Genomic DNA, 20,390 nt, shown 5'->3' with positions numbered 1-20,390 from the left:
GCACCGACCCGCCACAACCGCCACCGTCCACGTTGTGGTGGACGCCAACGCCGTGAACTCACGACAAACCGTCCACCCTGACCAGGACAGCACCCGCGCCCACCACAAGGTGGACCAGACTGCGGCGAACTCACGACAAACCGTCCACCCTGACCAGGACAGCACCCGCGCCCACCACAAGGTGGACCAGACTGCGGCGAACTCACGACAAACCGCCCACCCTGACCAGGACAGCACCCGCGCCCACCACAAGGTGGACCAGACTGCGGCGAACTCACGACAAACCGTCCACCGTGGTGATGGACGACGACTCAGCCAGCCTGTCAGGCGGGCTGCGGGTGCAGGAGGGTGTCGGCGAGCCAGGCCTCGATCATGCGGCGGGCGATGGAGGTGTGGGGCGGCAGCGTGATCTCTCCCGACGCGAGCGCCGCGCGCAACTCGGGGGCGGTGAACCAGCGCGCGGCCTCGATCTCGCCCTCGGCGGCGGTGAAGCCGGCGTCGCGCGCACGCGCGGCGAAGCCCACCATCAGCGAGCGGGGGAAGGGCCAGGGCTGCGAACCCAGGTAGGTGAGCCCGGTCAGGTCGAGGGCGACCTCCTCGGCCATCTCGCGGTGCACGGCCTGCTCGAGCGACTCCCCGACCTCGACGAAGCCGGCGAACACCGACACCCGCCCCGGCACCCACGTCGGCTGGCGGCCCAGCAACAGCCGGTCGTCCGCGTCGAGGATCGCGACGATCACGGCCGGGTCCGTGCGCGGGTACAGCTCGCGCCCGCACACGTCGCACAGCCGTGTCTGGCCCCCGGACACCACCCTGGTCGCCGACCCGCAGCGGGGGCAGAACGCGCTGTTCGCGTGCCACGTGGCCAGCCCGGCGCCGGTGAAGGCGACCTGCAGGTCGGCCGCCGACAGGCCGTCCATGATCGACCGCAGCGGGGTCAGCCCGACCTCGGCCCACTGCGCGAACCACGCCCGTCCCTCGACCAACCCCAGCAGGAACTGGCGCCCGGCGTCGTACGGACCCGCTGTTGGACGCGTGTCGAGTCCGCCGTCCGGGGCGGCCGCGACCGCAGCGTCCCCGACGTCCAGCACCACCGACGAAGGGTGCGCCCACAGCGCCTCCACCCACGCCGGATCCGTGCGCCGTTCCTCCACCCTGTCGAGGGTGCTCGGGTCCCGCCAGTCGCTCACGGCGACAGGCTAACCGACCCGGGCAGTCCCTCCAGCAGCGCTTCCAGCGCCGCACGGTCGGGCAGCGGGGACGGACGCACGACCTCTCCGGTGTGCAGGTCGTAGAACACCGCGTCGACCCCGTCGACCGGGAGCCCGTGCAGCTCGGCCCACGCCAGCCGGTAGCACGCGAGCTGCAGCGGGTCGGAGCGCCGGGCATCGCCGGTCTTCCAGTCCACCACCTGAGGGCGCCCGTCCTCGCCCGGGAACACCGCGTCGATGCGGCCGCGGACGAGCCGCCCGGCGAGCACGAGGGTGAACGGCGTCTCCACGGCCAGCGGTACGAGACTCGCGTACGGACCCGCCTCGAACCCAGACTGGAGCCGCTCGAACTCCGCGCCCGCCAGCTCGGCGCCATCCCCGCTGTCGAGGAGCGGCGCCTGGGTCCGGAAGCGGTGCTCCAGCCACTGGTGGAAGCCGATCCCCCACCGCTGGGCCTCGCTGACGAGCCGCGGCATGGGTCGCCGGAGCTCACCGGCGAATCGCTCGGGATCGCGGGCGAGCCGGCCCAGACCCGTGACCGACAGGTAGTCGGGCAACCGCGCGCCGCGGCGCTCCCTGGCCGCCTGCTGCTCGGCCGCGACCAGCGCGTCGCCCCTTTGGCGCCAGGCAGCCACCAGCTCCGCCTCGTCGATGTCGAGCCCGCCCTGCCCCGGGTAGTCACCGTCGGCCGCGAACTGCTCGCGCGCCGCCCGGACGCCGTCCGCGGCCTCCCGGCGGGCCAGGAACGCCTCCGTCACACCCACCGCCGGCCACGCGGCGGTCGCGTCCAGGCCGAGGAGCGGGTTCTCCTCGGGGACATCGGTCGCCAGCCGGACGTCCTGGGCGTGCTCGACCACGAGCGAGAAGTAGTCGGACGCCTCCCGCGGCGTGGACAGGCCCGGCGCCCAGGTGTGGGAGCTGGCGACGAGGAGCTGCCGCGCCCTGGTCACGGCGACGTACGCGAGCCGGTCCTCACCGAGCCGCTGCTGCCCGGTCAGGGACTCGGCGAACGCCGCCATCGACGGGTGGTCGACGTGGCCGAGCTGCGGGATCGCGTTCGCGTCCCCCCGCAGCGGGTACGGCAGCGTCGACCCGGTGCGCAACCAGTTCCCTGTCACCCGGTCGGTCGGGAACACCTTCGCGGCCAGGCCGGGGACGAACACCACGTCCCACTCCAGGCCCTTGGCCTTGTGGACGGTCAGCACCTTCACCGAGTCGGCCGAGGACACCACGGCCTGCTCGAGGCCCGTGCCGTACTCGCGTTCGGCCTCCAGATAGGCCAACAGGCCGGCCAGGGAGGCGTCGGCGTCGATGTCGGTGTAGTCGGCGACCGCCTGCACGAAGGTGGCCAGCGGCGCGCGCCCGCCCGGCTCGACCACCTCCAGTTCCACGGCGAGGCCGAGGACGGCGATCACCCGCTGCACGAGTTCGGTGACGGCGTCCCCGGCGTGGCGCCGCAGCTGGCCCAGCTCGGCGGCGAAGGCGGCGAACCGGCGGCGCGCCTCACTGTGGAAGGGCAACGTGCCCGGATCGGTCAGCGCCTCGAGGAGGCTGGGCACCGCGGCCGGATCGGTGCCGACCAGACCGTCCAGCGGCGTCTCCTCCGCCCGCTCCACGGGCCGGGCGCCTGCCGCGTCCCGCCCGCCGACCCGGGCGTCGGCGAGCTCGCGGGCGCGCCGCCCGAGCAGGGCGAGGTCCGGGATCCCGATCGCCCAGCGCGGAGAGGTGAGCAGCCGCAGCAGGGACGGGTTCGCGGTGGCGTCATCGAGCAGGGTGAGGGTGGCCACCACGTCGGCGATCGCCGGCAGTTCGAGGAGGCCGCCCAGCCCGACGATCTCCGCGGGGATGTCCCGCACCGACAGCGCGGCGTACACGTCGGCCACCTGCGCGTTGCGACGGGCCAGCACGGCCACGTCCGACCACGCGCCGACCGCACCCGTGGCATGCAGCGCGGCGATCCGGTCGGCCAGCGCCTCCACCTCGTCCGGCCAGGTCACGTACGAGGCCGCCTCCACTCGTCCGGGAGGGGTGCCGGGCGGCGCGACCAGGTCGAGGTCGAGTCCGTGGGCGGTCAGCGCGGGGTCGGCCCGCACCTCCGCGGCGAGCTCGTTGGCCGCGTCCAGGACCCGTTGTCCGCTGCGCCGGTTCACCGTCAGCGCATAGCTCGTCGCCGGCGCGCCGTCCGCCACCGGGAAGTGGTGGGCGAAGTCGAGGATGTTGCTGGCCGCCGCGCCCCGCCACCCGTAGATCGCCTGACAGGGATCGCCGACCGCCGTGACCGGGTGACCCCGGCCGTGCGCGGCGTCGGGGCCGGAGAACAGGCCCCGCAGCAGGGTCGCCTGCGCCGCGGAGGTGTCCTGGTACTCGTCGAGCAGCACGACGGCGAACTCGCTGCGCAGCGCCTCGGGCACCGCGGGGACCTCGGTGGCCAACCGGGCGGCCGCCGCCATCTGGTCGGCGAACTCCACGTAGCCGAGCCGGGTCTTCAGCTCCTCGTAGCGGACCACGAGCGTGGCCAGTTCGAGCCGCTCCGCCATCGCCGCCCGCGCGGTCTGGACGGCCGCGTACACCTGCCCGCGCGGGTTGCGCGGCGCCCCCTCCAGCGCCGTCTCGAACGCCACCGCGTGGTCGGCGAGGTCGAGCGGGTCGACCAGGTGCGAGCGCAGCTCTGAGCTCAGCTCCAGCAGCCGTTGCGTGACGCTGGCCGGACGCAGCCGCGACAGGTGGTCGAGACCCGGGGTGTCGGCGACCACGCGGGCGGCCAGCCGGTACCGGGCCGCACCGGTGATCATCCGGGCGTCGCCCTCCAGCCCCAACCGCAGGCCGTGCTCGGCCACGAGGCGTCCGGCGAACGCGTCGTAGGTGAGGATCAGTTCCTCCCCCGCCTCCACGTCGTCGGCCAGCACCCCCGCCTGGTGCAGGGCGCGCCGGACGCGGGCGCCCAGCTCGCCCGCCGCCTTGCGGGTGAAGGTGAGCCCCAGCACCTGCTCGGGCCGCACCTGACCCGACCCGACCAGCCACACCACCCGTGCGGCCATCACCGTGGTCTTGCCCGAGCCGGCACCGGCGATGATCACGGCAGGCTCCAGCGGTGCGGTGATGGCCTGCAGCTGCTGGTCGGAGAAGGGGATCCGCAGCGCGTCGGCGAGCTGGGCCGGGTCGGTCATCCTCATCGCAGCACCTGCCCGCCTCGGGGCGATGCGGGGCAACTGGTCGCGAACGCGCACGTCCGGCACTGCGTCCCGGGCGTCGCAGGGAAGCTGCCCTCGGCCACCACCCGTGCCGCCCTCGCCACCCGCTCGTGCACCCAGCTGGGGTAGCGCTCCTCGTCCGGGTCGGCGCCGAGGTACGGCACCGTCGCCAGCGAGGCCTGGCCGAACTCCCTGGGCAGGTCCTCGGGCTTGTCGGGCAGCCGCAGGAACACCGCGGCCGCGCCTTCCGTACGGGCCAACCCCGGCGCGACGGCGTCGAACCCACCGGACGCGACGGCGAGCTGGTACACGCCGAGCTGCTCCATCCCCGCCACCGCGGCCTTCGTCGGGGCGGTCCGGGACGTCTTGAAGTCGATCACCCGCAGGCCGTCGGCCGTGGCCTCCAGCCAGTCGACCGTGCCGTCGAGGACGACCGTGAGCCCGTCCACGTCCACGCGGAGCTCGAACCGCTGCTCGACCCCGACGAGGTCGGCCCTGCGGACCTGCCGCCACGCGAGGAAGCGCGCCAGTCCGAGCTCGACCTCGACGCGCTCGGTGGCGGACAGCCAGGCGGCCTCGAAGCGGAGCCGGTGCCACACCCCGTCCAGCTGGCTGCGCAGCTCGGGCAGACCCCAGTTCTCCACCACCGCCTGCTGGACGAGCAGGTGGATCAACGAACCGAGGGTCGCGGCCAGCCCCGGCTCGCCCTCGCCCTTCGCGTCGCGGGCGAGGAAGTAGCGCCGGGGGCAGGTGAGCACACTCGTGACCTGGCTCGGGCTGAGCCGCACCTCGCCGCCCGCCCGCGGTTCGGGGCGGCTGCTCAGTTCGCGAACGCCCCACCAGGCGGACGGGTCGGCCGCCGGCACCAGCGCCCGTCCCGCGTCGTCGGTCTCGTCCGCGAGCCGGGCGAGTTCGAGGGCGGCCGCGGCGCGCAGCCCGGGCGTGGCGGAGGGAGAGGACGCCCAGCGGCGCAGGTCGGCGACCAGCGCAGGCAGGGTGAGGACGCGGCCTGCACGCGCGGGACTGCGAACCTCCACCCCGAGCTCGGAAAGGAAGCGGGACGGCGAGTCGGCCTCCCCCTCCGTGCCCGCCGCCGCGGTCACGACCAGCCGCCGCCGTGCGCGAGAGCACGCCAGGTGGAACAGTCGCCGCTCGGCGGCCAGTACGTCACGATGGTCGGTCGCGCCGACCAGCCCCTCAGACGTGAGAGTCGCGGCGTCCAGCACCGTGCTGACGCGCCGCCCGACCGGCCACGCGCCCTCCTGGACGCCCGCGACGACCACCAGGTCCCACTCGCGGCCACGCGAACGGTGCGCGGTGAGCACCTGAACGCCGCGGCGGCGCAGGCGGGACTCCCGCTCGTGGTCGGCGGGGATCTGCTGGGCGGCCAGTTCGGCGAGGAAGGCCCGCACACCGCCCGCGCCACCGCGCCGATCCGCCTCCGCCGCGAGCTCGAAGAAGGCGCACAGGGCATCGAGGTCGGCGTCCGCGCGGCTCCCCGTCGCACCGCCCGCCCTCGACTCCCTGCGCAGCTGGTCCGGCCAGGACGTCCCCTCCCACAGCGCCCACGCGACCCGGTCGACGGGGGCGCCCGCGCTCATCCGCCGAGCGGCGGCGCCGAGCACGTCCTGCACGGCCCGCAACCGGGCCAGGTCCGGCGTCTCCTCGGCGCCGTCCATCCACCCCGGGTCGTTGAGCGCTCCGGCCAGCTGTTCGGCCATGACCGCGGCCACCGGGCCGCCCCGCGTCCTGCGCCACAGTCGGGCGAGCCGGCGCAGCCCGAGCGCGTCGAAGCCGGCCAGCGGAGAGGTGAGCAGTCGGACGGCCTCGTCGGGCTCGACCCTTCCCGCGAGCGTCACCTCCAGGGCGAGCAGCAGCGGACGGACGGCCGGCGACTGCGCCACGGGGATCTCGTCCCCCGCGACCTCCACGGGCACCCCGGACGCGACCAGGGAGCGCACGATCGGGCCGAGCTGGCGGCGTCCCGAGCGGACGAGGACGGCCATCTCGCCGTACTCGACCCCGTCCTCGAGCCGGGCCCGGCGCACCGCCGCAGCGATCGCCTCCGCCTGCGCGGCCTCGTCCGCGCAGGCGAGGACGACCACCTCGGCGGGGTCGGGCACCACGGCGGGAGAGTGCGGTCGGACCGAGCCCGGCGGCCGGGGCAACCGCGCCCGCGGGCCCGCGACCGCTGCGGCGATCCCCGGCGCCATCCGGTGCCCGCCGGCGAGCTCTACGCGTCGGACGGGCGCGCCCCGCCGCGCGAAGACGGCTTCGAAGTCGGCGACCGCACGGGGGTCTGCGCCGCGGAAGGTGGAGCTGACGCTGTCCGGGTCCGCGACGGCCAGCACGGGGGACGACCCGGCCAGAGTGGCGACGAGACCGATCTGCGCGGGGTCGAGTTCCGCGTAGTCGTCGACCAGGACCGCGCCGATCTCCGCGGTCACGGCCGCCTCGATCGCCGGATCGGTGAGTAGGATGCGGACCCGGTGCACGAGCTCGGCGTAGTCGAGCACTCCCTCGGCGTCGAGCACGTCGAGGTACTCGGTGAAGAAGTGCCCGAGCGCGGACCACTCCGGGCGCGCCGCCGCGTCGCCGAACTCCACGAGGTCGTCCGGTTCGAGGCCGAGCTGCCGTGTCCTCGCCAGCGCACTGCGCACCTGAGCGGCGAAGCCACGGGTGCCGAGCGCGGGGCGCAGCGCGTCCGGCCACGCCCCGGCGCCGGCGCCGGTCAGGAGCTCGCGGACGCGGAACTCCTGCTCCGGCGCGGCCAGGAGCCGCAGGTCGGCCCGCTCGGAGAACCGCTGCCACAGCGAGCGGCACAACGCGTGGACCGTGGTGACGCTCGGCTGCCACGACCCGGCGCCGAGCTCGGTGACCACCCGGTTGCGCTGGGCACTGGCTGCCGTCCTGCCACCGGCCAGCAGCAGCGGCGGCGGACCGTCCGCACGGCAGCGTTCGACCATCGCGTGCGCGAGCACCGTGGTCTTGCCCGAGCCCGGACCGCCGAGCACGAGCAGCGCCCCGTCCCACCCCGCCAGCACAGCGGCCTGCTCCGCGCTCAGCGGCGGCAGCGCGTGGGGTCCGGAGTCGATCACGGGGACCATGCAATCACCTGCCACCGACAGCCGTCGCACCGACGCGGACGGACGCCTCTCTCCCGGACCCGCCTGCGCCTGAGCCACTTGCGTCGCACCTCCGGAGTCGGGACCCCGGCCCTGACGCACTCCCGCCACCCGTGCCGTCCCTCACGTCACAGCCGTCACGCTCCCGGCCTTCCGTGGACGATTCGCGTCAGGACGCCCCGTCGCGACGCGCTCTCCGGAACCGCCAAGCCTTGACGCGATCCATCCACTCAAGGGCCGAGACGTGACACCAGGGACTGGCGGGACGGGACCAGCGGCGAGGTCGCGTCACGGGCGACAGGGCGGCATCGCCGACTACGTACTCCGGACACCCGCTGAGCGTCGGCGCCGCCGCCGAACGCCCGGCGAGCTGGACTTCTATAGCTTATCTATCTATCTTCCCAGGGTGACCACCACCACCGACCTCGGCACCGACCTGCTGCGTGCCGTGGCCCGACTCAACCGCTGGACGACGAGGCACACCACCTTCACGGTCCCCGCGGCCCAGGCCAGGCTCCTCGCCCTGCTGGACGAACTGGGTCCGACCCGGGTCAGCGTGCTCGCCCTCGCCGACCACAGCAGCCAGCCCACCGCTACCGCGCAGGTGAACCGGCTGGAGGCGGCCGGCTGGGTCCGGCGCGACGGCGACCCGGGCGACGCCAGGGCCTGCCGGGTCTCGCTCACCGAGGCCGGCTCCGCAGCGCTGGCTGAGGCGCGCCGCGCCCGTGGCGCCGTCCTCGCCCCCGTGCTGGAGCGCCTGGTGGAGGTCGACCCGTCCGCCCTGGCCAGGGTCACCGACGCGGTCCTGGTCATCGGCGAGCTGCTCGACGTCGCGTCCCACCCGGGCGCCGCCCCCGCAGCACCCACTCCGCAGTGACACCCCGAGAGGAACGAAGAACAACTATGTTGCGCCAACCACGCACCGTGTGGTCCATCGCGTTCGCCTGTGTGATCTCCTTCATGGGGATCGGCCTGGTCGACCCGATCCTGAAGCCGATCGCCGAGGAACTGGGGGCCGGCCCTGCCGAGGTCTCCCTACTGTTCACCAGCTACATGGCGGTGATGGGGGTCGCCATGCTGGGCACCGGCTGGCTGAGCACCCGGATCGGGGCCAAGCGGACGCTGCTCGCCGGGCTCGTGCTGATCATCGCCGGCGCCGCACTGGCCGGCAGCCAGAACAGCATCGCCGGCATCGTCGGGTTCCGGGCCCTGTGGGGACTGGGCAACGCCCTGTTCATCGCGACAGCGCTGGCGACCATCGTGAATGCCGCGGCGGGATCCGTCGCGCAGGCGATCATCCTCTACGAGGCCGCCCTCGGCGTCGGGATCGCGCTGGGCCCGCTGCTCGGCGGCTGGCTGGGCAGCATCGGCTGGCGCCTGCCGTTCTACGGCGTGGCCGTCCTGATGGCGATCGCGTTCGTCGCCACCGCCCTCACCCTGCCGCCGACCCCACCCACCGGGCACCGCTCCCGGCTGTCCGAACCGCTGCGCGCGCTCGGCCACCGCGGCCTGCTGACGGTCGGCATCACCGCGCTGCTGTACAACTTCGGCTTCTTCACGCTGCTGGCCTACACCCCGTTCCCGCTGGGGATGGGGGCCCAGCAGATCGGCCTGGTCTTCTTCGGCTGGGGCGTCCTGCTGGCGCTGTTCTCCGTCTTCGTCGCACCCCGCGTCCAGCGCCGTTTCGGCACGGTCCCGAGCGTGGTCGGCGCGCTGCTGGGCTTCAGCATCGTCCTGCTGGCGATGGCGGTCTGGACCGACCACAAGGAGGTGCTGGTCGCCGGAGTGGTCCTCGCCGGGGCGTTCATCGGCGTGAACAACACCCTGATCACCGAGATCGTGATGAAGGTCGCTCCCGTCGAGCGCAGCGTGGCGTCGGCCGCGTACAGCTTCGTCCGCTTCGGCGGCGGCGCGGTCGCGCCGTGGCTGGCGGGGACACTCGGCGAGGTGTCGGTGCACCTGCCGTTCTGGGTCGGCTCGGGGGCAGTGCTGGCCGGCGTCCTGGTCCTGCTCACCGCCCGGTCGCTGCTGAAGGTGGTGGACGAGGACCTGCCCACCGACCCCGAGTTCGAGGCCCAGGCCCTGGCCGTCGGCGACGCCTGAGCGAGCCCGCGTCGGGGTTGTCCCCCAGGCTCCCCCGAATGCGTTCGGGCGAGCCCCGGCGGGCCGCCCGGCTGTGGGTGCGGGCCGCTAGATTGGGGGCCGAACGTCCACGAACCGAGAGGCCGGTCGATGACCACACCCGCGCAGCCGTCCAGCCAGGGCCAGGCCGTCCAGTTGGCGCCGCCCGAGATGCTGAACCTCACCCCGCCCGCGCCGCCGGCGACGATCACCGCCACCCAGGCCCCGGCGATGGCTCCGCAGGTCGAGGCAGCCCAGGTCCCCGTCCTCGACGCGAAGGTCGAGGAGTTCATCACCGCGCTGAACTCCTCGGAGGAGAATTCGCCCACCTTCGCCGCCCAGGCCGACGCCGTGCGCAGCATGGGGGACGCGGACATCCGCAAGGCGGCCGAGACGTCCAACCGGCTGCTCCAGACCCCGGTGCGCGCGATCGAGTCCGGCGGCCTCGCCGACACGTCCAAGGTCGGCAAGACCCTGCTTGAGTTGCGCCGCACGGTCGAGGACCTGGATCCCGCGCAGGCGAAGGGCAGCAAGGGCTTCTTCTCGAAGATCGGGTTCGCCCGCCCCGTCGCCGACTACTTCCGCAAGTACCAGAGCTCGCAGGACCACCTCAACGGCATCCTGCACGCCCTGAGGTCGGGCCAGGACGAGCTGACCAAGGACAACGTCGCCCTGAACATGGAGAAGCAGAACCTGTGGACGGTGATGGGGCGGCTCAACCAGTACGTGTACATCGCCGAACGGCTGGACGCGAAGCTGTCGGCCCAGATCGCCCAGCTGGAGCTCACCGACCAGACCAAGGCGAAGTCGCTCAACCAGGACGTGCTGTTCTACGTCCGCCAGAAGCACCAGGACCTGCTCACCCAACTGGCGGTCTCGATCCAGAGCTACCTCGCGATCGACATCATCATCAAGAACAACGTCGAGCTGATCAAGGGCGTCGACCGCGCGTCCACCACGACCGTGTCGGCGCTGCGGACGGCCGTCATCGTCGCGCAGGCGCTGGGCAACCAGAAGCTCGTGCTTGACCAGATCACCGCCCTGAACACGACCACCTCGGAGATGATCCAGCGCACCTCGGAGATGCTGAAGGAGAACTCCGCGCAGATCCAGGAGCAGGCGGCGTCCTCGACGATCGGACTGGAGCAGCTGCAGGCGGCGTTCTCGAACATCTACGCGACGATGGACTCGATCGACCAGTTCAAGCTGAAGGCCCTCGACACCATGTCGGCCACGATCGGGACGCTGGAGACCGAGGTCGCGAAGTCCAAGGCCTACCTCGAACGCGTCGCACAACAGGACACGCGGGCCTCCACCCTGCCCGCGCTGTCCATCGACCGCTAGCCGGCGCAGATGGGCTTCTGGGACCGGGTGCTCGGACGCGAGGAGGCTCCGGCGCCGACCTCGCCCGATGAGATCGCGACCGCTCCGACGGCCGCGGACATCAACGCGTCGCTGGACGGGGTGGAGCGGCTCGTCGCCGACCCGGCCGTGCCCGGGGTGGTGCGGGCGCGCGCGCTCGCGATCACGACCACGGTGCGCCGGACGCTCCCCGGCTCGACCTGCTCGGGCTGGGCAGCTACGACTCCTATTCGGTCGTCGCGACCGCCACCGACTACCTTCCGGAGGCGATCGGCGCCTACCTGCGGCTGCCGCGGGACTGGGCCGACTCCCGGCCGGTGGACGGTGGCAAGACCTCCCTGCTGCTCCTGATCGACCAGCTCGACCTGCTCTCGGCCACGATGGACGCGATCTTCGACGCGGCCAACACGACGGACGCCGCAGCCCTCGTCACCCAGGGACGCTTCCTGCAGGAGCGGTTCGGCCACGCCCACGCCCCCGAGCTGAACCTGGCCGTGCCCAGCGCGCCCGGATCGGTGCCCGCGCAGCCGAGCGGGAACGGGGACGACACCCCTCCCGCCGGCACCGCGAGCGGAGCCACCGCATGACGACCCCGACCCTGTCCTCAGCGCTCGCCGCGCTCACCGCCGCCGCGTCGGCCGCGGGCCTCGACCCCGACGCCGCCGCGGAGGAGGGCCTCGTGCTGTCCGCGGCCGTCGCGGAGTCCAACCGGGGCGCGTTCGTCGACTGGTGCCGTGAGGTCGGCGTGCCCGCGTCCGCCCAGGCCTTCATGGACGCGGCCGTCCGCGGCCGTCGCTACCGCGGCGCGCCCACGCCCCTGGCCAGCCAGGCCGCGGCGTCCGCCACGCCCGCAGCCGGCGGCTACGCGCAGGCCCTGGCCGACGTCTGCCACGCCGCCGCCGTCCTCGGCGAGCCCGGCCCCTCCGCCCTCGGCGCGGCCAGCCTCGCCGCGGCCGCCCAGCTGCCGGGCGCGATGGCCCACCGTCCGATCACCACCGGGCCCGCCGCTACGCCCACGGGCGCCGACGACGCGGCCCAGCGCGAGTTCGTCCGGCAGGCGCCCGCGATCCTCACCGACGTGCTGGCCCGGCTGCAGTCCAGCCAGCAGCAGCTGCTGGACGTCAGCCGGCTGGACCCGGCCGTCGGGGGCGCGTTCCCCGGTCTCGGCGGCACCCCGTTCCCCACGCCGACGCTGTCACCTGGGCCGGCCACGACTGCCGTGGACGGCCATGACCCTGCCGCCACGCCGTCCGCCACTGCGCCCGCCCAGCCCGCGATCGCGGAGGCCACCCCCGCGCCCGATGCGAAGCCGGCCGAGCCGGAGAAGACCGTCGAGGAGTGGCTGGCCGAGCTGGACGCCCTGGTCGGGCTGGCCACGGTGAAGGCGGAGATTCGCCGCCAGACCGCGATCCTGCGCGTCGACGCGCTGCGGACGAAGGCCGGCCTGAAGAGCCCGACCATCACCCGGCACCTCGTCTTCGTCGGCAACCCCGGCACCGGCAAGACGACGGTCGCCCGCCTCGTCGCCGGCATCTACAAGGCCATCGGGCTGCTCAGCAAGGGCCAGCTCGTCGAGGTCGACCGCTCCGAACTGGTCGCCGGCTACCTCGGCCAGACCGCAATCAAGACCGCGGAGGTCGCCGGCAAGGCCTACGGCGGCGTCCTGTTCATCGACGAGGCGTACTCCCTCAACGGCGACCAGTACGGCGAGGAGGCGATCAACACCCTCGTGAAGGAGATGGAGGACCACCGCGACGACCTGGTCGTGATCGTGGCCGGCTATCCCGCCCCGATGGACGAGTTCATCTCAAACAACCCGGGCCTCGCCAGCCGGTTCCGCACCACGATCACCTTCGACGACTACACCGACGACGAGCTGCGCCGCATCTTCACCCAGATGGCCGAGACCTCCGACTACGACCTCGGCGAGGGCGTCATCGACGAGTTCACCAGCCAGCTCTCGCGGCAGCGCCGCGACGAGACCTTCGGCAACGGTCGGTTCGCCCGCAACCTCCTGGAGGCGGCGATCGGACGCCACGCGTGGCGGCTGCGCGAGGTCACCGAACCCACCATCGAGCAGCTCAGGACGCTCCTCCCCGAGGACCTCGTCGATGACGGCGCCGCCCCCGAACCGGAGCCGGGCGCGCCGCTCACCCCGCCCGCGTCCGCCGCGCCGATCCCCGCCGTCGAGTTCCCCGCCCGCCCCGGAGGCGAGGGGCCCTCCGACGTGTCGCCCGGCGACGCCCGGCCCGCGGAGCCGTCGTGACCCAGACTCCCCTCGCGCCGACACCCGTCAGTGAGTTCCCCGTCCCTGCACCCAGCCGGTCGCCCCAGCTGCTCCGCCAGCTGCAGGCCCTCGTGGCGCTGGTCGTCCTCCTCGCCGGCGCGGTCGGCGCGTGGGTGATCTCCGACCTCCGCGACGACCTCGCGTCCGTGCCGAACCTCGCCCAGCAGTACGCGCGGCTCGGCCAGGTGCAGCACGCCCTCAGCGCCGCGAACGACCTCGCTGTCCGCAGCGTGCTGCTCGGAGAATCCGCGTCCGGCACCCACGCGACCGCAGCGGCCACCCAGGTCGCCACGGCGAACGGCCTGATCGTGCAGGCCGCCACCGACCGTCCCCAGGACGCGACCGCGCTCGCCGACCTCGGCGAGAAGGTGCTGCGCTACTCGGCCTCCCTGGCCGCCGTCGCAGGCACCTCCGACGCCGCCGCGCGGACCGGCCTCACGGCCTCCTCGAGCCAGCTGGACGACCTGCTCGCCTCGATCGACAACCTGCAGGGCGAACTCGCCACCGAGGCGTCGTCCCGACCGTGGAGCCAGACCTCTCCCTGGGCCGTCATCGTGATCGTGGTGATGCTCGGTGTCGCGGGGTGGGCGAGCTGGCTGGTCGCAAGGCTCAGCCACCGCGCGGTCAACCCGGGCCTGGCCGGCGCCGTCGCGGCACTGCTGCTCCTGCTGGTCACCGGTGTCGCCGCCCAGAGCACGGCGGTCGCGGCCTCCGTGGCGAGCAGGGACACCGAGTTCACCCACGTGGTGAACGCCACCACCGCGGTGCGCCAGGTCGACACCGCCCAGCGCGTGGTGACCACGGCCGTCCTCGACCAGAGCTGGGACGCGGACGCCCAGGCGGGCTACACGGCTGCCTACAAGGCGGCCACCGCCGCAGGAGAGGGCGAGGACCTGGGCACGCTGTCCCGCTTCGACAAGCAGCGGACGGCGATCACGGATGCCCTCGCCAAGGGTGATCCGAAAACCGCGACCTCCGCCCTCCTGTCCGATGACAGCAAGGCGTTCCTCGCGGCCGCCGACGACTTCCGGGAGACGGCCGACACCACCTCCGGCGCCGCGGTGCAGGCCGCGGCCGACGAGCCGGCCGCGGCCCGCTCCGAACTCGTGTTCCACCTGGTCGCCACGATCCTCCTCGCGCTCGCCGGAGCCGTCGCCGGCGTCCTCGGGATCGCCCGCCGACTCCGGGAGTACGCATGAGCACCACGTCCCCGACCGCCCCCGGCCAGCTCGGCGTCGCCGCCCAGCCCGCGCAGGTGCTGGACTACCTCGGCCGGCTGGACGCGTGGCTGCGGGAGCGGCGCTCCGAACTCGACGCCCTCGACGAGCAGATCGTCACCACCGGGCGCCAGCAGGAACTCACGCCCGACCTGACCCTCGCGCTGGCCCTGTGGCAGGCCGCCAAGACCCGGCAGAACCTGCTGCTGGCCGCCTGGGACTCCGGCCGCGTCGGACGCGAGGAGCTGGAGCGGGTCTCCGCACTGATCTGGGGGCGCCTCGACACCGCGGGCAGCCAGGTCGCCCAGCTGCAGTCGATGTCGGTGTCGCTGCCCGAGGCCGGGCGGCTCTGCGACGCCCTCGTCGGCCAGTTGCGCACCCGTCTGGACACCGATCCCGGCGCCGAGCAGCAGCAGGTCCGGCTGCGGGACCTGCGGGCCCAGCTCGAGCGGATCCGCGACCAGCTGAAGCTGGAGCCCCCGGCGCTGGCCCCTGCGGGCACCGCCCGGCTCGCCGGGCTCGCCGCGCGCACCGACGAACTCGTCGACAAGCGCGCCCGCGGCGGCGACATCGGCGGGCTGCTCTCCAGCCTGGAGGTGGAGGCGGCCCGGTTCGAGCGCGACCTGATCGTCGGCTCCGCGCAGCGGCGCGAGGGCCGCGACCTGCTCGTCCGCGCCAGGGAACAGCTCGCGCAGGCCTCCGCCAGGGAGCAGGCCGTCCGCGCGCTCGCCGCACAGGTCGCCGCCGCCGTATGGCCCGCGCCCCAGGTCGTCGTGCCCAGCGTGGCCGGACTCGGTCCGCTGCCCAACACCCGCACGGCACTGGTCGGCTACGTCGACGGACTGAGCAGGCTGGACGCCCAGCTGGGCGAGGCGCAGGCGGCGCTCACCCGTGCCACCGGAGACCGTGACGGCGCCGCCGCGTTGCTGGGCGCCCTGCAGGCGAAGGCGGCAGCGCTCGGTGCCACCGGCGATCCCGGCCTGGCCGGCATCGCCGCACTGGCCACCGACAGCCTCGCCGCCACCCCCGCGGTGATCCCGGTCATCCAGCAGCTCGTCGGCGCCTACCAGGCCCGGCTCGACTACCTGGGCAAGCGATGAAGTGCCGCCAGCCGGGCTGCACCGGCACGATCGTCGACGGCTACTGCGACGTGTGCGGCATGCCCGGTGTGATGCCGGTCGGGCGCGCCACGCCCGGCAACCGGCCGTCCACCCGCTCCAGCGGGCCGTGCCGGCAGCCGGGGTGCCCCGGCCACATCGTCGACGGCTACTGCGACGTGTGCGGCTCCCCCGATGTGGTCGCCGCACCGGCGGCGTCCCCCAGCCCGGCCTCGACGGCCACCCGCACCTCCATCCACCTCGGCTCGACGGCGCTCGGTTCGGCGAGGGCCACGTCCTTCGGCGGCCGTCCGCAGCGGCAGACCAGCAGCGAGCGGCTGACCACCGGACGGATCGGCGCAGGGCTGACCCGGGTGCCGCCCGCCCCGGAGATCGACCCGGCGAAGGCGGTCCTGGCGAACCCCGAGGTGCCGCTGGACGCCCGGGTCTGCCCGCGCTGCGGCGCCAAGGTCGGGCAGGGTGCGGAGAACGTCGCGTCCCGGTCCGAGGGCTTCTGTCCCAGCTGCGGCGCCCCGTACTCGTTCACCGTCAAGCTGAAGGCTGGCGACGTCGTGGCCGGCCAGTACGAGGTCGTCGGCGCCCTCGCCCACGGCGGGATGGGCTGGATCTACCTCGCGAAGGACCGCAACGTGTCCGGCCGCTGGGTGGTGCTGAAGGGCCTGCTCAACGCCGGGGACGCGGACGCGGTCGCCGCCGCGATCGGCGAGCAGCGCTTCCTCGCCCGCGTCGAGCACCCCCAGATCGTGGAGATCTACAACTTCGTCACCCACGACGACGCCGGCTACATCGTGATGGAGTACGTCGGCGGCCGCTCGCTGAAGCAACTGCTCAAGCAGCGGATGACCACCAACAACGGCGAGTCCGACCCGTTGCCTGCCGAGATGTCGCTGGCCTTCCTGATCGAGATCCTGCCCGCGCTGGGCTACCTGCACTCGATCGGGCTGCTGTACTGCGACTTCAAGCCCGACAACGTGATCCAGGTCGGCGACGCGCTCAAGCTGATCGACCTCGGTGGCGTCCGCCACATCGGGGACGAGGACTCGGCGATCTACGGCACGGTGGGCTTCCAGGCGCCCGAGGTCGCCACGCTCGGCCCGTCGATCGCGTCCGACATCTTCACGGTCGGGCGGACGCTGATGGTGCTCAGCGCCGAGGTGCCCGGCTACCAGACCGAGTACGAGACCCGGATCCCTCCCGCGGAGGAGATGCCGGCCTTCGCCGCCCACGACTCGCTCTACCGGCTGCTGCTCAAGTGCTGTGCCCCCGACCCGAACGACCGGTTCACCTCGACCGAGGAACTGCGGCTGCAGATGCTCGGCGTGCTGCGTGAGGTGGTCGCAGCGGCCACACCCGGCGTCGGCACGATCTCGGCCGCGTCCGTGCTCTTCGAGGCGCCCACGGTGGCCAGCGAGCGCACCGGGCAGCGGCAGCTACCGCGGCTGCGCCCCGACCCGACCGACCCGCAGGCGGCGTGGCTCGCCCGGATCAGCACCGAGGACCCGATCGAGCGGCTCGCGGCCCTGGAGTCACCGCCCGCGCTGTCGGCGGACGTGCTGCTGGCCCGGGGCGAGGCGGCGCTGGACGCGCAGAACCCGCGGCTGGTCGACGACTGCGTCCGCCAGCTCCTCACCGCCGACCCCTGGGAGTGGCGCGCGGTCTGGCTGGCCGGGATCGCCGCGCTCCAGGCCCACGACTTCACCACGGCGCAGAGCTCGTTCAACGCCGTCTACGGCCAGGTGCCCGGCGAACTCGCGCCCAAGCTCGCCCTCGCCCTGGCCTGCGAGCTCGGCGGCGAGCTGGACATCGCCGAGAACCTGTACCGGGTCTGCGCGAGCACGGACGCGGCGTACGTGACCCCCGCGGCGTTCGGCCTCGCGCGGGTCCGGGCCGCTCGCAACGACCTGCCCGGGTCGCTGGCCGCCCTCGAACTCGTCCCCAGCACGTCGCGCGGCTACCCGGAGTCGCAGCGGCTGAAAGTGCGCGACCTCGTCACGCTCGCCGGCGACGCGTCCGGGCTGGACGAGGCGTTCCGGGCGCTCGGGCAGGCCCGGCTGGAGCCGAGGGTCGACGCCGAGTATCGCGTCCTGCTGCTGCGCAAGGCCCTGGACCTCGCCGCGGCCGGCGGGATCACCCTCGGCGGGCGGCCCACCACCGCGGCGATGGTCCGCGACGACCTCGTCGCCGGCTACCGGGAACTGGCCCGCCTCACCGAGAACCCGGGGATCCGCGCCGGCTACGTCGACCTGGCCAACTCCCTGCGTCCCTGGAGCCTGTTGTGAGCGAACCGACCTGGCCCACGATGCCCCCGCCGCCCGGGCAACCGGAGCAGCCGGCGCCCGACCCGGCCCCTTCCGCCGTCGCGCCGGTGGCCCCCACCTGCCCCCAGTGCGGGCGTCCGATCGACCCGGCCGCCTGGTACTGCGAGGCGTGTGGGAACCCGCTGATCCCCACCGTTGCGCCCGCCCCTCCCACGCAGCCGGCGGACGCGCCGTCCGGCCAGACCCGGCGGCTGGGCGTACGGGCGAGCCAGCTCACCACCTGCCCTTCCTGCGGCGGGAACGTCGGCGCGGACGGCTACTGCCAGACCTGCGGCGCGAAGGCGCCCAGCCCCCGCGACCACTTCAGCGAGGCACCCGCCGCCTGGGTGGCCGGGGTCTGCGACCGCGGCGTCCAGCACCACCGCAACGAGGACGCGATGGCCCTGTGGGCGGACGGGGACCGCGCGGTCCTCGTGGTCTGCGACGGCGTCTCCACCTCGGTCGACTCCGACGTGGCGGCGATGGCCGCGGCCCGGACCGCGAGGGACGAACTCGTCACGGGCACCGCCGACCTGGCCGGGGACGACGACGCGGGGGTGGCCGCCGCGCTGGTCGCCGCCGTCGCCCGCGCCAACGACGCGGTGGTCGCCACCACGGCCGCCGACAGCACCAACGCCGCGTCCGCGACGTTCGCCGCGGCCGTGGTCGTCGGCGACCGCATCCACTACGCCAACCTCGGCGACTCCCGGGTCTACCTCCTCGGCGCGCAGCAGCACCTGCTGCTGAGCCTGGACGACTCGATGGCCCAGGCGTTCATCGCGGAGGGGATGCCGCGGGAGGAGGCCGAGGCGCTGCCCCGCGCGCACGCGATCACGAAGTGGCTGGGCCGCGACTCGCTCGACATCGTCCCCCGCACCGGCACGCTGCAGGTGCCTGAGCCGGGCTGGCTGGTCGTGTGTTCGGACGGGTTGTGGAACTACGCCTCCTCCGCCGACGAACTCGCCGCCCAGCTGGACGCGGCGACCACCCCCGGCGACGAGCCGGGGAAGGTCGCGCAGCGGCTGGTCGACTGGGCAACATCGTGCGGCGGCCACGACAACATCACCGTCGCCCTCGCCCGCGTCCCCACGCCCTCGCCGCAGGCCCCGGACCCGTCGGACGACCCGGCTAGTCTGGTCGGCGAGGCCACCAACCCCGAGAACGGAGTGCATCCCGACCATGGCTGAGTTCACCTCCGCCGTCTACCAGAACGAGTTCCTGCCCGACGGCGGCACCGACGTCAACGCGATCGTCACGATCACGTGCACGGGGGCCGGGTCGGCCGGACGCACCGGCAGCGGCGACGCGGGCGAGATCATCGTCGTCGACACCTCCGGGTCGATGGGCGTCGCCAACATGAACGCGGCCAAGCAGGCGGCGATGATCGCCCTGGACAACATCCTGGACGGCACGTACTTCGCCGTCGTCGCCGGCAACCACAAGGCCTACCTCGCCTACCCGATGGTGCAGACCGGCGCGGGCATGGTCCGGATGGACGCCCGGACGCGGGCGGAGGCGCGGCGCTCGATCAGCTTCTTCCGCGCCGAGGGCGGCACGGCGATGGGGACGTGGCTGAACCTGTGCAAGGCGCTGTTCGCGTCCATCGGCAACCTCGCCCAGAAGCACGTGATCCTGCTCACCGACGGCGAGAACCACAACGAGACCCCGACCCAGCTCGACCAGGCGATCGCGAACTGCGCGGGCGACTTCCAGGTGGACGCGCGCGGCGTCGGCGTCGACTGGAAGGTCGCGGAGATCCGCAAGATCGCCCAGGCGATGCTCGGCACCGTCGACATCATCGGCGACCCCGCCCAGATGGGCCAGGTGTTCGCCGAGCTGATGCGCAAGTCGATGGCCCGCGGTGTCGCGAACGCCGAGTTGCGGGTGTGGATCCCGCAGGGCGCGCAGGTGCTGTTCATCCGGCAGGTCTCCCCCACCGTCGAGGACCTCACCCACCGTGGCACCCCGGTCAACCAGCTCACGATGAGCTACCCGACCGGCGCGTGGGCCGACGAGGAGCGCGACTACCACGTCGCGGTCCGCCTCGCCGCGAAGTCGGTCGGGCAGGAGCAGCTCGCCGCCCGCGTGCAGCTGGCCGTCGGCCCCGACCTGCTCACGCAGGGACTGGTCAAGGCCAAGTGGTCCTCCGACACGAACCTGACCGCGCAGATCAACCCCGAGGTCGCGCACTACACCGGGCAGGCCGAGCTCGCCCAGGTGATCCAGGAGGGCCTGGCCGCGAAGGCCGTCGGGGACGAGGCGACCGCGACGACCAAGCTCGGCCGGGCGGTCCAGCTCGCGACCGAGAGCGGGAATGCGGAGGCCACGGCCAAACTGCGGAAGGTCGTCGACATCGCGGACGCCCGGACGGGTACCGTGAGGTTGAGGAAGGCCGTGGACAAGGTCGACGAGATGGCCCTGGACACGGCGTCCACCAAGACGACGAGGATCAGGGGCTGAC

13 protein-coding genes are annotated in these 20,390 nt (G+C 73.6%); 10 read left to right on the top strand and 3 right to left on the bottom strand.

The window, feature by feature from the left end:
* Window positions 1-323: 323 nt before the first annotated feature.
* The 3 genes from nudC to QM779_RS03580 are packed head-to-tail and all read right to left on the bottom strand — an operon-like array spanning window position 324 to window position 7,509.
* The gene (gene nudC / locus QM779_RS03590; protein WP_428531719.1) at window positions 324-1,190 is read right to left on the bottom strand and encodes an NAD(+) diphosphatase; all 867 of its coding nucleotides are present in this window, start codon (window positions 1,188-1,190) and stop codon (window positions 324-326) included.
* The gene (locus QM779_RS03585) at window positions 1,187-4,384 is read right to left on the bottom strand and encodes a UvrD-helicase domain-containing protein (RefSeq protein ID WP_428531716.1); all 3,198 of its coding nucleotides are present in this window, start codon (window positions 4,382-4,384) and stop codon (window positions 1,187-1,189) included. Before QM779_RS03585 ends, nudC begins: the two co-directional genes overlap by 4 nt.
* Entirely contained in the window at window positions 4,381-7,509 is a 3,129-nt protein-coding gene (locus QM779_RS03580; protein WP_428531713.1) for an ATP-dependent helicase, read from the bottom strand. Before QM779_RS03580 ends, QM779_RS03585 begins: the two co-directional genes overlap by 4 nt.
* Window positions 7,510-7,933: 424 nt before the next feature.
* Between QM779_RS03580 and QM779_RS03575 the strand changes: the two genes are divergently transcribed.
* The 10 genes from QM779_RS03575 (at window position 7,934) to QM779_RS03530 (ending at window position 20,389) form a co-directional block, all read left to right on the top strand.
* Window positions 7,934-8,404 (top strand): MarR family winged helix-turn-helix transcriptional regulator, encoded by a 471-nt coding sequence (locus tag QM779_RS03575; protein ID WP_428531710.1) that lies wholly within the window; start codon window positions 7,934-7,936, stop codon window positions 8,402-8,404.
* 47 nt (window positions 8,405-8,451) lie between these two features.
* Window positions 8,452-9,630 (top strand): MFS transporter, encoded by a 1,179-nt coding sequence (locus QM779_RS03570; protein WP_428531707.1) that lies wholly within the window; start codon window positions 8,452-8,454, stop codon window positions 9,628-9,630.
* A gap of 129 nt (window positions 9,631-9,759) precedes the next feature.
* Complete coding sequence (locus QM779_RS03565) at window positions 9,760-10,992, top strand: toxic anion resistance protein (RefSeq protein WP_428531704.1); 1,233 nt, start codon at window positions 9,760-9,762, stop codon at window positions 10,990-10,992.
* A 335-nt stretch (window positions 10,993-11,327) separates the two neighbouring features.
* On the top strand, window positions 11,328-11,597 hold the full coding sequence (locus QM779_RS03560) for a hypothetical protein (RefSeq protein WP_428531701.1): 270 nt from the start codon (window positions 11,328-11,330) through the stop codon (window positions 11,595-11,597).
* Window positions 11,594-13,276 (top strand): AAA family ATPase, encoded by a 1,683-nt coding sequence (locus QM779_RS03555; protein WP_428531698.1) that lies wholly within the window; start codon window positions 11,594-11,596, stop codon window positions 13,274-13,276. The genes QM779_RS03560 and QM779_RS03555 overlap by 4 nt, the downstream gene beginning before the upstream one ends.
* A complete protein-coding gene (locus QM779_RS03550; RefSeq protein WP_428531695.1) occupies window positions 13,273-14,496 on the top strand; it encodes a hypothetical protein in 1,224 nt (407 codons plus the stop codon). Before QM779_RS03555 ends, QM779_RS03550 begins: the two co-directional genes overlap by 4 nt.
* Window positions 14,493-15,614 (top strand): hypothetical protein, encoded by a 1,122-nt coding sequence (locus QM779_RS03545; protein ID WP_428531692.1) that lies wholly within the window; start codon window positions 14,493-14,495, stop codon window positions 15,612-15,614. The genes QM779_RS03550 and QM779_RS03545 overlap by 4 nt, the downstream gene beginning before the upstream one ends.
* On the top strand, window positions 15,611-17,911 hold the full coding sequence (locus QM779_RS03540; protein WP_428531689.1) for a tetratricopeptide repeat protein: 2,301 nt from the start codon (window positions 15,611-15,613) through the stop codon (window positions 17,909-17,911). The genes QM779_RS03545 and QM779_RS03540 overlap by 4 nt, the downstream gene beginning before the upstream one ends.
* Complete coding sequence (locus QM779_RS03535; RefSeq protein ID WP_428531686.1) at window positions 17,908-19,116, top strand: PP2C family serine/threonine-protein phosphatase; 1,209 nt, start codon at window positions 17,908-17,910, stop codon at window positions 19,114-19,116. The genes QM779_RS03540 and QM779_RS03535 overlap by 4 nt, the downstream gene beginning before the upstream one ends.
* On the top strand, window positions 19,109-20,389 hold the full coding sequence (locus tag QM779_RS03530; RefSeq protein WP_428531683.1) for a vWA domain-containing protein: 1,281 nt from the start codon (window positions 19,109-19,111) through the stop codon (window positions 20,387-20,389). Before QM779_RS03535 ends, QM779_RS03530 begins: the two co-directional genes overlap by 8 nt.
* Window position 20,390 lies beyond the last annotated feature (1 nt).

This window comes from Propionicimonas sp. (assembly GCF_049840635.1).
Taxonomy (GTDB): Bacteria; Actinomycetota; Actinomycetes; order Propionibacteriales; family Propionibacteriaceae; genus Propionicimonas.
This window is presented reverse-complemented; position numbering and strand designations above follow the sequence as displayed.

What these genes read in the sequence shown, in the direction of transcription:
- QM779_RS03565 (WP_428531704.1), top strand. Translation starts at nt 9,760, where the DNA reads ATGACCACACCCGCGCAGCCGTCCAGCCAGGGCCAGGCCGTCCAGTTG.
- QM779_RS03530 (WP_428531683.1), top strand. Translation starts at nt 19,109, where the DNA reads ATGGCTGAGTTCACCTCCGCCGTCTACCAGAACGAGTTCCTGCCCGAC.
- QM779_RS03580 (WP_428531713.1), bottom strand. Translation starts at nt 7,509, where the DNA reads ATGGTCCCCGTGATCGACTCCGGACCCCACGCGCTGCCGCCGCTGAGC.
- QM779_RS03585 (WP_428531716.1), bottom strand. Translation starts at nt 4,384, where the DNA reads ATGAGGATGACCGACCCGGCCCAGCTCGCCGACGCGCTGCGGATCCCC.
- QM779_RS03545 (WP_428531692.1), top strand. Translation starts at nt 14,493, where the DNA reads ATGAGCACCACGTCCCCGACCGCCCCCGGCCAGCTCGGCGTCGCCGCC.
- QM779_RS03540 (WP_428531689.1), top strand. Translation starts at nt 15,611, where the DNA reads ATGAAGTGCCGCCAGCCGGGCTGCACCGGCACGATCGTCGACGGCTAC.
- QM779_RS03555 (WP_428531698.1), top strand. Translation starts at nt 11,594, where the DNA reads ATGACGACCCCGACCCTGTCCTCAGCGCTCGCCGCGCTCACCGCCGCC.